This is a genomic window from Akkermansiaceae bacterium (genome assembly GCA_019634595.1).
In the GTDB taxonomy this organism is placed as follows: domain Bacteria; phylum Verrucomicrobiota; class Verrucomicrobiia; order Verrucomicrobiales; family Akkermansiaceae; genus Luteolibacter.
This window is the reverse complement of sequence record JAHCBC010000002.1, coordinates 494,867-508,518: the sequence shown is the minus strand read 5'-3', so window position 1 is coordinate 508,518 and position 13,652 is coordinate 494,867. Positions and strand designations below refer to the sequence as shown.

Annotated in this window: 12 protein-coding genes; 10 read left to right on the top strand and 2 right to left on the bottom strand. The window is 64.5% G+C overall.

The features are described from left to right. Positions 1-4: 4 nt before the first annotated feature. Positions 5-1,003, top strand: coding sequence for an NAD-dependent 4,6-dehydratase LegB (locus tag KF712_07920; GenBank protein ID MBX3740901.1), 999 nt, complete (start codon positions 5-7; stop codon positions 1,001-1,003). A gap of 4 nt (positions 1,004-1,007) precedes the next feature. Beyond that, positions 1,008-2,159, top strand: coding sequence for an aminotransferase class I/II-fold pyridoxal phosphate-dependent enzyme (locus KF712_07915; protein ID MBX3740900.1), 1,152 nt, complete (start codon positions 1,008-1,010; stop codon positions 2,157-2,159). On the opposite strand, the gene KF712_07910 is transcribed toward KF712_07915, so the two are convergent. Further along, positions 2,156-2,821, bottom strand: a complete 666-nt coding sequence (locus KF712_07910; GenBank protein MBX3740899.1) for a hypothetical protein — start codon at positions 2,819-2,821, stop codon at positions 2,156-2,158. The two genes, KF712_07915 and KF712_07910, sit on opposite strands and share 4 nt — an antisense overlap. Before the next feature lie 142 nt (positions 2,822-2,963). On the opposite strand from KF712_07910, the gene KF712_07905 reads away from it, so the two are divergent. Genes KF712_07905 through KF712_07880 form a run of 6 tightly spaced genes read left to right on the top strand, consistent with a single transcriptional unit; the run spans position 2,964 to position 9,105 of the window. Further along, positions 2,964-4,442, top strand: coding sequence for an MBOAT family protein (locus KF712_07905; protein ID MBX3740898.1), 1,479 nt, complete (start codon positions 2,964-2,966; stop codon positions 4,440-4,442). Further along, complete coding sequence (locus KF712_07900; GenBank protein MBX3740897.1) at positions 4,442-5,581, top strand: hypothetical protein; 1,140 nt, start codon at positions 4,442-4,444, stop codon at positions 5,579-5,581. Before KF712_07905 ends, KF712_07900 begins: the two co-directional genes overlap by 1 nt. Positions 5,582-5,623: 42 nt before the next feature. Further along, positions 5,624-6,595 (top strand): SDR family NAD(P)-dependent oxidoreductase, encoded by a 972-nt coding sequence (locus tag KF712_07895; protein ID MBX3740896.1) that lies wholly within the window; start codon positions 5,624-5,626, stop codon positions 6,593-6,595. After that, positions 6,592-7,716, top strand: a complete 1,125-nt coding sequence (locus tag KF712_07890) for a glycosyltransferase family 4 protein (GenBank protein MBX3740895.1) — start codon at positions 6,592-6,594, stop codon at positions 7,714-7,716. Before KF712_07895 ends, KF712_07890 begins: the two co-directional genes overlap by 4 nt. Continuing rightward, positions 7,709-8,455 (top strand): hypothetical protein, encoded by a 747-nt coding sequence (locus KF712_07885; GenBank protein MBX3740894.1) that lies wholly within the window; start codon positions 7,709-7,711, stop codon positions 8,453-8,455. The genes KF712_07890 and KF712_07885 overlap by 8 nt, the downstream gene beginning before the upstream one ends. Further along, complete coding sequence (locus tag KF712_07880) at positions 8,452-9,105, top strand: hypothetical protein (GenBank protein ID MBX3740893.1); 654 nt, start codon at positions 8,452-8,454, stop codon at positions 9,103-9,105. The genes KF712_07885 and KF712_07880 overlap by 4 nt, the downstream gene beginning before the upstream one ends. Here the strand turns inward: KF712_07880 and KF712_07875 are convergent. Further along, positions 9,100-9,735, bottom strand: a complete 636-nt coding sequence (locus tag KF712_07875; GenBank protein ID MBX3740892.1) for a hypothetical protein — start codon at positions 9,733-9,735, stop codon at positions 9,100-9,102. The two genes, KF712_07880 and KF712_07875, sit on opposite strands and share 6 nt — an antisense overlap. 115 nt (positions 9,736-9,850) lie before the next feature. Between KF712_07875 and KF712_07870 the strand changes: the two genes are divergently transcribed. Together KF712_07870 and KF712_07865 are read left to right on the top strand one after the other, a co-directional pair. After that, the gene (locus KF712_07870) at positions 9,851-12,754 is read left to right on the top strand and encodes a tetratricopeptide repeat protein (GenBank protein MBX3740891.1); all 2,904 of its coding nucleotides are present in this window, start codon (positions 9,851-9,853) and stop codon (positions 12,752-12,754) included. After that, entirely contained in the window at positions 12,751-13,647 is an 897-nt protein-coding gene (locus KF712_07865) for a hypothetical protein (protein ID MBX3740890.1), read from the top strand. The genes KF712_07870 and KF712_07865 overlap by 4 nt, the downstream gene beginning before the upstream one ends. Positions 13,648-13,652 lie beyond the last annotated feature (5 nt).

Genomic DNA, 13,652 nt, shown 5'->3' with positions numbered 1-13,652 from the left:
CTTTATGGATCTCTCCAACAAAAAAGTCCTCGTCACCGGTGCTGACGGATTCATCGGCAGCCACCTCGTGGAGGAACTGCTGGCCGCCGGATGTGATGTCCGCGCCTTCGTCTATTACAATTCCTTCAACTCCTGGGGCTGGCTGGACACGCTGGGGAAGGACACCCTTTCCCGCATCGAGGTCATCAGCGGGGACATCCGCGACCGCGGATCGGTCGCGCGGGCGATGGAAGGCATCCAGGTGGTGTTCCACCTCGCCGCGCTGATCGGCATCCCCTACAGCTACTACTCTCCGGAAAGCTACGTCGGCACGAACATCACCGGCACGCTCAACGTGCTGGAGGAAGGAAAGCGGCTGGGCACGGAGAGGATCCTGGTGACCTCCACCTCGGAGGTCTATGGCACCGCGCGCTACGTCCCCATCGATGAGAACCATCCCTACCAAGGGCAGTCACCATATTCCGCGACCAAGATCGGCGCGGACCGGATGGCGGAGGCCTACTACCGGAGCTTCGAGCTGCCGGTGACCATCGTGCGTCCTTTCAACACCTACGGACCACGGCAGTCCGCCCGGGCCGTCATCCCCACCATCATCGGCCAGCTCCTCAACGGCGCGGACGAGATCTCCCTCGGCTCCCTGAGTCCGACGCGGGATCTGGTCTATGTGAAGGACACCGCCCGCGGGTTCCGCACCATCGCGGAGTGCGACGCCGCCATCGGCCAGGAAATCAACATCGCGACCCAGTCGGAGATCTCCGTCGGCGACCTCGCGCAATCGCTGATCGCCAGGATCAACCCCGCGGCGGTGATCCGCTCCAGCGACGAACGGATCCGCCCGAAGAACAGCGAGGTGGAGCGACTTTTCGGCAGCAATGTGAAGCTGAAGGAACTGACGGGCTGGGCACCGGGCCACACCTTGGAATCCGGCCTGGACGAAACCATCGCATGGTTCCGCGAACCCGGGAACCTGGCCGGCTACAAGACGAACATCTACAACTACTGACGCCATGATCCCCCTTTGCGTGCCCAACCTCCGCGGTGCCGAGTGGGAACTCGTCAGGCAGTGCGTGGAAGGCGAATGGGTCTCCTACGCCGGGGAGTTCGTCGGAAAGTTCGAGACGATGTCCGCGGAGTACGTGGGTGCCGCGCAGGCGGTGGTCACCGTTTCCGGGACCTCCGCGCTGCACCTTTCCCTGATCCTCGCCGGGGTGGAGGCGGATGACGAGGTGCTGATGCCCGCGCTGTCCTTCGTGGCTCCGGCGAACGCGATCCGCCATTGCCACGCCTGGCCGACGTTCATCGACGTTTCCCCGGACACCTGGCAGTGGGACCTGGATCTGGTGGAGAAGTTCCTCCGCGAGGACTGCTCCCCCGGCCCGGACGGACTGGCCAACCGCCACACCGGCCGCCGCGTGGCCGCGCTTCTCCCGGTGCACCTGTTGGGCAGCATGGCGGATGTCAGCCGGTTGGTGGCACTCTCCGCGGAGTTCGGCCTGCCGCTCATCGAGGATGCGGCGGAAGCCTTCGGAGCCAGATGGAACGGCGGCGGCATCGGTGCGCCGGTGGAGGGCGACGACCGCATCCTGCGGCTGGTCTGCACCAGTTTCAACGGCAACAAGATCATGACCACGGGAGGTGGCGGCGCCATTTTCTCCAACGACCCTGCGGTCGCGGCACGGGCGCGCCATCTTTCCACCACGGCGAAAACGAATGTCATCGAGTTCGACCATGACGAGGTGGGCTACAACTACCGCCTCACGAACATGGCGGCGGCGCTCGGCGTGGCCCAGCTCGCCCAGATGGACGGCTTCGTCGCCAGCAAGCGGCGGATCGCCGCGGCCTACGACGAGGCGTTCCGTGGAACCCCCGGCATCCTCGGCAGCGTTCCGGCGGTGCCCCATGTTTCCTCCAATCACTGGCTGCACACCATCCTGCTGGACCGGAACTCCCGGCCGCTGCTCCAGCACCTCGCCTCGCAGGGCATCCAGAGCCGGCCGCTGTGGAAGCTGCTGTCCAGCCTGCCGTTCCTTTCATCCTGCCACATCCACTCGGACCAATTTTCCCGCCACTTGGTGGAGAACGCGCTGAGCATCCCGTGCAGCACCAGCCTGACGGAGGAAGACCAGGCCACCGTCATCGCCGCGATCAAGGCATTCTAGGGGATGGGGTTTCCGGAGCGGAACGCCGCCAGGCGCCCTGCCACCCTTTTCTCCAATCTCTCGATGCGCTTGCGCTTGCTGCTGCGGTTGAGGGATGGGAACCAGCTTTTCAGCGGCAGGAGATTCGACTCCCCCAGCCCGTCGATCATCACGAACCGGAGCTTTCCGTCCTCCCCGGCGGCATGGACTAGGTTCCGCTCATGGAGGTCCGCGAAAACGACGTCGCACTCCAGCATCTCGCGCAGAAAGGTCGCCAGCGCCTCCTCGGCCTCCCGGTTGAACGCACCGTTGAAAATCACTTTGGCCAGGGTGGGGGCCAAATTCCCTTCCCGGTCACGGGCGGCATCCAGCACCAGCCCCAACCCCAGGTCCGTCTCCACCATCCCGCGGATGCGCTGGACGAAGGGCAGGCTCCTGCCATGGCTGGCATAGGCGGCGATGTATTCGCGGATCTCCCGGACGAACAGGATGTACTCCCCGTGGCGGCGGTTCCTGCGGAACCAAGTCCCGCCCTCATCCCCATAACGGGAGGCGACCTTGTCCGGACGCATCACCTTCACCAACCGCGAAGGATCACCCGGATAGGGGAAGACCAGCCGCAGGCCGCCTTTGGCGATGGGGCTGGAATCCTTCAATGACAGGTAGTCCCCGTTCACGTCCATGTGCGGGAAGCCTCCGGCCTCCGGCCACGGGATGCAAGCCCTCCCATCCACCGGAATCGCATTGACGGGGAAAGCCTGACAGGAAGAGACTCCGCTGCCTTTTGACCCCCCTCCGATCCGCCAATCCCCCGGAGCTCCAACAATGCTCTTCAATTCCTATCCGTTCCTGCTGCTGTTCCTTCCCCTGGTCATCGCGGGGTTCTATTTTCTGGGCAACAAGGTGGGGAAGTCGGCGGGCATCGCGTGGCTGACGTTCTCCTCCCTGTTTTTCTACGGCTACTGGCACCCGGGGTTCCTGTGGCTGCTCATCGCCCACATCGTCTGCAACTACGCGCTCAGCAGGGTGATGATCCGCAGCGGCGACAAGACGCGGGGCATGCTGTGCGCGGCGGGCATCATCGCGAACCTGCTGGTGCTGGGTTACTTCAAGTACGCCCTCTTCGTGCTGGGGATGGTGTCCCCGCTGTTCGGCGGGTTCGGCACGCTGCCTTCCATCATCCTGCCCATCGGCCTGTCATTCCACACGTTCCAGCAGATCGCCTTCCTCTGTGACGTGAGGAGGGATCCGGCGAAGACGGACTACAGGTTCCTGGACTATGCGTTCCTGGTGGCCTTCTTCCCGCAACTGGTCGCGGGTCCCATCGTCCATCACAACGAGCTGCTGCCGCAGGTGAAAAACCGCATCACCGTCTGGCGGCTGCGGCGTTTCGCTCCCGGCGTCGCCCTTTTCCTCATCGGCCTGTGCAAGAAGGGTGTCTTCGCCGACCGGGTGGCCCCCATCTCCAACCTGCTGTTCGACTCCGCGGCGGCGGGTGGCGCACCCGCCATGGCGGACGCCTGGATGGGGGTGACCGCCTACACGCTGCAGCTCTACTTCGACTTTTCCGGCTATTCTGACATGGCCTGCGGACTGGCGTTGATGTTCAACTTCCGGCTGCCGGTGAACTTCAACTCACCCTACAAATCGGGCAGCATCGTGGACTTCTGGCGGCGCTGGCACATCACGTTGTCCCGCTTCCTGCGGAACTATGTCTATATCCCGATGGGTGGCAGCCGCGGCACCCCGAGCCGCACCGCACTCACCCTGATGGGCACCATGCTCATCGGCGGGCTGTGGCACGGCGCGGGCTGGACCTTCGTCCTGTGGGGCGCCCTCCACGGCTTCGGCCTGGTGGTCAACCATACGTGGCGCGGACTGAGGAAGAAAAAAGGTCTCCCCGCCCTGCCCACACCCATCGGCTGGGGGCTGACCTTCCTGTGGGTCATGGGTGCGTGGGTGTTCTTCCGTGCCCCTGATTTCCACAGCGCCGGGGCGATTCTCAAGGGCATGGTGGGACTCAACGGATTCACGCCGGGGCCCATGTGGTCGATCATCAAGGAGAACCAGTTCGCCATGACGGGGATTCTCTTCCTGATCGTTCTCTCCGCGCCGAACAGCCAGCAGTGGCTGCGGCATTTCCGCCCCTTGCTGGACCATCAGCCGGAGCGCTTCGCAAAACGCGGACGCTTCCGCCTGCTCCCCATCCTCTCCCCCGCCGGTGCCCTTGCCATGGGCATCATCCTGATCGTGGTTCTGCTGAACATGCCGCGGGTGAGCGAATTCATTTACTTCCAGTTCTGATGAAATCCGGAAAACGCAACACCCTCTGGATCTGCTCCCTGCTTCTGCCGCCGGTTCTGGCGGTTGGCGTCCCCTCGGTCATTGCGGCGGCGGCTGGCGAATTGTTCAATCTCACCGATGCGGTGGAGGTCCAGGACCGTGCGTCCGGGGAGATGCTCTTCGGTGTGGCCTACAGCAGCCCGGATACTCCCTACAAGTTCACCCGCATCCGGCAGGAGAAAGCTGAGATTCTGGTCGTCGGCTCGTCCCGCACACTGGACATGCGGCGTGAGTTCTTCAAACCCGGCCGTTCCTTCTACAACGGAGGCCGGCTTTCCAATGACGTCTGGGTCACGCGCCAGGCGCTGGAACGGCTGCCCCCGGATACACTGCCCAAGCACCTCCTCCTGGCGCTGGACCAATACGACTTCAACTCCAGTTGCTCCGACTACGAATCCGATCTCATCACACCGGAAATCGCCGAAGCAAAGTTCACCGATGGGGAAGACCGCTGGGGTCGGCTGGCGCGGGTCTGGCCGTCCGTCCTGAAGGACCTGACACGCGGAAAAATCCACCTGCGTGGGGACGATGCCGCCCCCGGCATCGGGATGGCGGCCATGATGCAGGCCAGCGGCTTCCGCAAGGACGGTTCCTACCGCTATGGGGCGGTCATCGATGTGCCTCCGTCCGGGAGATCCACCGACGCCCGGCTCGCGGATACCTTCGAACGCATCGAGGAATCCGATGACAGCTTCATCCACGGGGATTCCATCAAAACCGAATCCGTCGAGGAGGTGGAGAGGCTGCTGGCGTGGTGCGCCTCCCGGAAGATCCGGGTGATCGGCTATCTGCCTGCCTACGCCCCGTCGGTCGTGGCGGAAATGCGTGAAACCCCCACCCGCTACGGATATATGGATGGCTTGGCGGCCCGCCTTTCCGGAATTTTCACCCGCCACGGCTTCCAGCTCCATGATTTCACCAACGTGGAGGGAGCCACCGACGAGCAGTTCATCGATGGCTTCCATTCATCGGAACGGGTGGCGGGCCACATGCTGCTGCGGATGGCCGGGACGGATCCACGGGCAGCGGAAATCATCGACACCGAAAGCATCCGGTCGTTGCTGTCCGCCTCCACCGACCCCCTCGTTCTGGTCCCTTGACCCGGGCAGGCACCCGGATCATCATCCGGGTCCCGCGAACGCATGAAGCTGCCCTTCCACAAAGTCCTCGTCACCGGCGGAGCCGGATTCATCGGCTCCCACGTCAGCGAGGCCCTGCTCGCCCGCGGGATCGAGGTGGTGGTCATCGACGATTTCAATGACTTCTACGATCCTGCGATCAAGGAGGGCAACATCGCCGCCATCAGGGATAGGATCACGCTCGTCCGCGGAGACATCCGGGATGCGGACCTGGTCGGGGAAATGTTCTCCACCCACCGTTTCGACGCGGTCATCCACCTCGCGGCACGGGCGGGTGTCCGGCCATCCATTTCCGACCCGAAGCTTTATTTCACCACCAACATCGACGGCACCTTCAACCTGCTGGACGCATGCCGCCATCACGGGGTGAAGCGGTTCATCTTCGCCTCCTCCTCCTCGGTCTATGGCATCAACGAGAAGGTTCCGTTTTCCGAGACGGACCCCATCGTCCGGACCATCTCCCCCTACGCCGCGACCAAGATCGCGGGCGAGCAGATCTGCTCGAACTACTCCCACCTCTTCGGCATCCACTGCGCCTGCCTGCGGTTCTTCACCGTCTATGGTCCGCGCCAGCGCCCGGACCTGGCGATCTCCAAGTTCACCCGCTGCATCCGGGACGGACAGCCCATCGACCAATACGGGGACGGCAGCACCGCACGGGACTACACCTACGTCGAGGACATCGTGGAGGGCATCCTCGCCGCCGCCGCCTACACTGAGGTGTCCGCGTTCGAGATCTTCAACCTGGGCGGTTCCGCCACCACCACCCTCGCGGAACTCATTTCCCTGGTGGAGGATGCCGTCGGCAAGAAGGCGACCATCCGCCAGCTTCCGGACCAGCAGGGCGACGTGCCGAAAACCTACGCGGATGTGTCCAAGGCACACCGCGTGCTGGGCTACGAACCCCGGACCCCCATCCGCGAAGGAATCCGCAAATACGCTGCGTGGCAGGAGGCTTCCACGGACCTGAAATGAAGATCGCCGTCATCCGCTCCGAATGTTCCTACCGCAAGGGCGGTGCGGAGCGTTATGCCGCCAATCTCTGCCGCTCGCTCGCGGAAATGGGACATGAGGTGTGGGTGCTCGCGGAGAAGTTCGACCCGGACATCCATCCGGCCCTCGTCCACATCCCCATCGGGGTGGACCGGTCCACCTCCTGGAACCGCAACCGGTCCTTCAACGCGAACAGCCAGAAGGCGCTGGCCGGGCTGGAAGTGGACGCCGTCCTCGCCCTCTCGCGGTCCTTCCCATCGGATGCGTTCCGCGTGTCGGACCCGCTCCACCGTTACTGGATGAAGATCCGCTACCCGGGGAAACTCCACCGTTTCCTGCAGACGCTGAACCCCCGCCACCGCGCCATCCTGGAGCTGGAGAGCGCCATCCTCGATCCGGCGAACACCCGGATGATCATCACCAACTCGCGGCTTTCGAAAACCATCATCCGCGAGCACTACGACTACCCGGAGGACCGCATCCACGTGATCTACAACGGCGTGGATCTGGAGAAATTCCGGCCGGACGGGACGCGCCTCACCTCATCCAGGGAAGTGCGCCTCCTTTTCGTCGGCCAGGATTTCCAGCGCAAGGGACTGCGGACGCTCATCGAGGCGCTCGCGCTGCTGAAACAACGCTCCCGTCCATGCATGCTGCGGATCATCGGCAGGGACAATCCGGAGCCTTACCGGAGGCTCGCCGCACGTCTGGGCGTCGCGGATCTCGTCACTTTCGAAGGGCCGTCCAAGGAGATCCACAAGGCCTATCAGGAGGCCGACCTTTTCGTTTTCCCCACCTTCTACGACCCCTTCGCCAACGTGTGTCTGGAGGCGCTGGCCTGCGGCCTGCCCGCCCTGACGACCACGACGAACGGTTCGTCCGAAGTCATCACGGACGGAATCGACGGCTATGTGATCTCCGGGGAACCCACCCCGCGCGCGGAGTCCATCGCCGCGAAGGTGGCCGCCTTCTGCGGGCTGAACCCGCAGCTCCGGGATGCGATGCGGAAGGCCGCCAGGGAAACCGCGCTGAACTACACCACGGAAGCGAATGCCGGCAAGGTGGCGGAACTCCTCCAAAGGAAGGAGGCCACGCGTGGGTGATGCGGCCCGGGCGGACCTCGCCGCCTTTCTCAAGGAACTCCCCTCCGCCAGACCCCTCCCGCTGGGGAAGGCGACGGCAGCGGTGAACTCCGCCATCTTTCCCGGTGAAGTGCCCGGGAAATTGGAAGACGCCGCCTCCCGTGTCCCCGCCGGGATGACAATCCTGAAGTTCGGCAGCCGCGCCATCGTCGGTTCCTATCCCATCGGCGGAGAGCCGGTGGTGCTGAAGTATTACGAGCCTGCCAGCATCATGAAGCACCTGACCTACGGCATGCTCGGCTCCCGCTGCCACCGCAGTTGGGTCGCGGGGTTGGCCTTCGGTTTCCTCGGCATCCCCACTCCGGCCCCATTGATGGTCGCGGAATGGAAATCCCTCGGCGGACTCTGGCTTTCCCGGTCGTTTTTGGCCACCCGCCACGCCGCCGGTGTTCCGCTGGCGGAGTTCGCCGCCGGGCTGGCGGCGGATGATCCCCTCCTCCACCGGGTCGCCGGATCCCTGCGCGGAGCCTTCTCCATCATGGCGGGACACCGCGCGGTCCACGGTGACCTGAAGGAGAACAACATCATCGTCACGCCGGACGGGCGCATCTCGTTCATCGACCTGGACGCCACCGCTTTCCTGCTACCGGAGAAAGAATGGAAGCAACTGTGGGACCGCGACCGCCGCAGATTCATGAAAAACTGGAATGACACGCCCCATCTGGCGGCGGCGTTCCGCAACGTGTTCGACGACGCATGACCTCTCCGGCGGAACTTCTGGAACTCAAGGGTGAAACCCCGCTCGCCCAGGGCAGGATGCGCCTCGTCTTCCGCCATCCGCGGGATCCGGCCCTGCTGGTCAAGGTCATCCGGCCGGACATCCTCGACGAGCGCTGGGGTTCCGGTGCGCCGTGGTACAAGAAGCGCCGCCGGTTCGGGCAATACATCTCCTTCATCCGTGAGACGGAGGAATACATCGCCGGGTGTGCGGGTGGAGGTGACGCACCGCCCTTCGCGCAGAAGATCCTCGGCTACGTGGAGACCGACTACGGCCTCGGCATGGTGGTCCGGGCGGTGCTCGACCGGGACGGCAATCCCGCTCCCACCCTGGGCCAGATCGTCGTGCGAGGCGGCCTCAATGCCAAGGTGAAGGAAGATCTGGAAACCTTCGTCACCGCCGTGGTGGACAGCGACCTCATCGTCGCCGACTTCAACCTCCACAACATCGTCTATGGCCACGACGAACGGCATGGGGACCACTTCGTGCTGATCGACGGGCTGGGCCTTTCGACCATCCTTCCGTTCAAGACCCTGAGCCGGGCATTCAACCGGTTCAGCAAACGGGGCCGGGTGAAACGGATGTATGCCCGCATCGACCGCAACTTGCGGAGGATCGCCGGAGCGTCATAGCGGGGGCCTGCGCGCCAGGGTCACCGCATAGCCGATGGAGCCGATGAAGATGAGATAGCAGGCCAGCAGCTCCAGGTAGCTCTTGCAGATCACGGGGATGTTCGGGTCGAACGCATCCCCGAGCGACGCTTGCCAGAACCGCTTGCTGCCGACCACGCGGTTGAACACGTAGAGGATGAGCAGTGCGGAGCCGATGAGGCCGGACGCCGCATGATAGCCCAGCGTGCCGAAAAAGAGCATCATCGCCTTGCGGTGCTTCATGGCCGTGATCAGGGCTGCGAGCAGGATCACGCCGATGATCCATGCCTCCGGAAACGGCCAGCCGAGGATGCCTGAAATGAAATCCTCCAGCTCCCCCACCACGGCGGCGAGCAGACCGAAGGCGAGCACCCGGCAGACCGGCCGGAACGGTCCGGCGTGGGCGAGCGCACCCAGCATGACGGCTGCGGCGGCCGCCAGCAGGGAAGCCTGCAGGAACTCCACCGTGCCCCGCTCGATGGGTGCCCCGCTGCGCCCCGGCAGCCAGGCGGGCAGCAGGATGGCCACGGACCCGGCGCAGATCATCATCGCCCGGACCAGCGTCTTCTTCCAGGACGGCTTCCCGGGGTTGATCAGTTTCGCACCTGCCACTGGCCCGGTGCTAAAGCCTGCCGGGGGTGAATGCAAGGGAAGACGAAATTCCTCGCCCACGCCCGTTACAACCTTGCGGGTCCACCCCGGGGAGGTTTTTGTGGGGTCGGCTCACATGAAGGCCCACCTCCATCTGCTGACGGCGATTCCCGTTGCCATTGTGGCGACGCAGGCCGGCTGCGCCCAGGAGGAAGGATTCCCGGCGCTTGCGGACCGCTCGATGGCGGAGATGAACGCGGACAAATGGCCGGAGGCGCTGGCGACACTCGACCAGATCATCGCCCGCTTCGGCCAAGCGGAGCCGTTGCGGACCATCGGCCCGCAGTTCGGCGTGATCTGGTTCCGCAAGGGGCTCTGTGAGCTGAAGCTCCGCAAATGGGCGGAGGCCGCGAAATCCTTCGAGACCTGCTACCGCGACTTTCCCAACCCTCCCGGCCAGTCGAACGGAAACGCCAACGTCTTCCAGAAACGCGCGCTGCTCAAATGGGGTGAGGCCGCCATGGGCGCGGGCCAGTGGGAGACGGCGGTCAACCAGTTCCGCAAGTTCCTGGAGGAACGGGACAAGGTGACGGACACCTATCCGGCGGGCGCGCTCTACGTCAACGTGGCCATCTGCAGCTACAAGCTCGGCCGCATCCCGGCGGGAAACCTGAACCTGGAGATCGCCATCAGCAACAAGGAGCAGTTCCCGACGCCGGATACGGGGATCGTCGCCGGTTTCGAGGCGCTGGTCGGGGCGGCCATCACCACGAAGAACGAACGGGCGCTGCTGGACTTCATCGGCAAGAACCGTGGCGGCATCACCTTCGAGCCGTATGAGATGGGCACGTTTTCCAGCATCTACATGAAACTGGGCGCGGATGTGTTCGCGGCGGAGATGCCCGCGGCGGCGCTGGCAATCTACCAGCTGGTCCCGTCGAGCGAGTCCGTGGTGGATGACCTGCGGGCCCGCATTGCGTCGCTGGGTCCGCTGGCGGAAATGAGCGAGGGCAACGAACTCATCACCAGGAAATCACTTGAAACACGGCTCGCCGCCACGGAGGCGGACTACCGGGGTGCCGGTGCCGCCGAGATCGTCAAGCTGGCGGCCGCGGCCATGATCCATGAAAAGGCCGGCAACCTGCGCGGTGCGCATGCCGCCTACGGGCAGCTCGTCTCCTACTTTCCCGACGCCGCCCGGAGGGAGGACTACCTCTTCAACCTGATCCGCCTGGGCATCGCGCTGGGAGAGCCGATGGAGACGACGGCGGAAAGCACCTCCCGGTTCATCCAGGAATTCCCGTCGTCCGCCAGCGCGCCGATCGCCCGCCAACTGACGCTTTCCTCGCTTTTCCAGAGTGGAAAGTACCAGGACGCGCTGAAGCTCGCTTCCGCAACCGTCGGCACGGTGAAGGAGGGAACTCCGGAGCATGACCACTGCCTCCATGTCATCGGCGGTTCGCTCCACTACCTGGGCCAGTATGGCAAGGCGAAGACACCCCTGGAGGAGCATGTCACAAAATACCCCGGCAGTCCGAACGCCCAGGCGGCGGAATATTTCCGCGCCGCGAACCTGGCGAAGCTGAGGGAATGGGATGAGGCCACGCCGCTGCTGGACGCGTTCCTCGCCAAGTATCCGGACCCGCGCACGAATCCGTTCATGCCCTTCGCCCTCCATGACCGGGCGACCTGTCATTTCGCGAACGGGGAGCTTGATGCAGCGCTGGCCGACACGGTGGCAGGGAAAGCATTCCCCGACAGTGCGGTCACCGAGGCCGCACTGGCCCTGGAAGGCAACATCCAGCGCTCAAGGGGACAGCCGGAGGAAGCAAAGAAGGCCTACCTCAAGGCTCTGGAAGCCGCCGGGAAGCGGAACAACCGGCCGATGGCGGGTGAGGTGCTTTTCGAACTGGTTTCCATGCTCGGGGAACGCTCCCCGAAGGAAGCCGCCGCATACGCGGACCGCTACTGGAAGGACTTCGCTGAAGCCTCCACCTTCCGCCCGCAGATGGCGGTCGCCCAGTTGAAACCACTCACCGCGGCCAACCGCCAGAACGAGGCGCTCGAACGGCTGGCCGGCATCATCGGTGAACTGGCGAAAACGGACCGTGCCTACGCGCTGGAGAATGCCATCAAGGAATACGCGCAGGCCTATCTCACCCGCCACACCCCGGAGCAGCTTGAGAAGCACTTCGCGGAGTTCCCCGGCATCCCGCCGGAAGACCAGGCGACACGCGCCCTGCTGCGGATGGCCGTCATCAGCGCCTATGAGCGGCTGGGCAGCGAGTCGAAGGAACTGGCGGTGCAGCAGGCGTGCAACGGCCGGATCATGAAGCTGTTCCAGGAGTTGAAATCCTCCCTCTCCCCGAAGCAGCTTCCCACCCCCATCCTGCTCCAGCTTGCCGACCACCTGCGGGAAAACACCTCCGCCCCGCGCGAGGCCCTGCCGTTCTATGAGGAGGCGATTTCCCGCAATGAGCCGACCTACCGTTTCCCCTCCCTCTTCGGACGCGGGGACACGTGGTCCCGTTCCTCCTCACCGGAGGAAAAGCAGAAGGCCATCGACGATTTCACAACCATCCACCGGCAGTCGAAGAACCGTGCGGAACGGGAATACGCACTGTTCCGGATGGTGGAGACCATGGTGGCGAAAGGCGACCATGCCGCCGCGGTGGAGAACGCCCACCTTTACAATGACGCGAAGCTCCACTTCACGAAATTCGCGCCGGAAGTGAATCTGTGCCTGGCCCGCTCCCTCCGGGAAACCGGGAAGTTGGACGAAGCCATTTCCGCCTATTCCAAGGTCTGGTCCACGCCGGATGCGGCGGTGCGGCTGACCGCGCTCGCCATCAAATCATGGATGGAACTGCTGTGGGCGCGCAACCAGCCCGGCGACCGCAACATCGCCTTGGAAAGCGGCACCCGCTACCTGGACGCGACCCGTCCCAACATCCCCGGCATGTCCGCGGACGAATCCGCTCTCTGGAAGGAAATCGACCAGCTCGTCCGGACCTATGGATCCTCACCTGATGTGAAATGAAGCGCGGTATCCTCCATTTCCTGCTCATGTCCGCATGGGCGGCAGGCGTCCACGCCGCCCCCAACGAGGCTGCGTTCGAGGCGCTGCTGACCCGGCCTGACGGGTCCAGCCAGCGCGCCTACATCGTCACCGCGACCAAGGTCTCCATCCGCTACCGGGAGGCGCGGGACAGCAACGAGGTGAAGGACCTCAAGGTTTCCGACCTGGCCGCCGTCCACGTCATCGAGCCGCCTGGCTACGCGGCTGCGATCGACCTTTTCCAGGACCGCCGTTACCGGGAGGCGAAGCTCGCGTTCGCCGCGCTCACCAAGGCGCTGGAACCCGTATCCAACCTGCCGGACAACCCGGGGACGCTCTCCGCATTCCATGAACTGGAGTGCCTGCGGAAGCTGGGGGACCTGGAAGGACTCTCCGAGCAGTTGAAGACGTTCAACAAGGACCCGCTGGTGCGGGAAAACCACCTCCGTCAGATCGAGATGTACGTGTTCTGGGACGCGGTGCGGACCAAGAACTGGGGCCGCCTGGACACCCTCGCCAAAGACCGCGCGAAGCAGCGTCTCCCCGGCTACCAGCGGGCACAGGTTTCCTACTGCCACGCCCTGGCCCTGGAGGCGCTGGGCCGTCCCGGTGAAGCGCTGGACGCCTACAACACGTCCTTGGTGGCGGATGTGGGGGCGTCCGAGGAAATCGCCCGCAAGTCCGCGCTGGCGATCCTGCGCATCCATCTGGCCGATCCGGCGGTGAAGGAGGCCCTCAAACAGCCACCCGCCACCGCGGAGCCGACGCCCGGCCAGACCCGCCTGGCGGAAGCCCGTGCGGTGGCGAAGCTGTTCGAGCTTTCCCTGGGGGCCGGAGACCCGCTGCCGGAGGAGTTCGGGATGTTGCTGAAATGACCCCC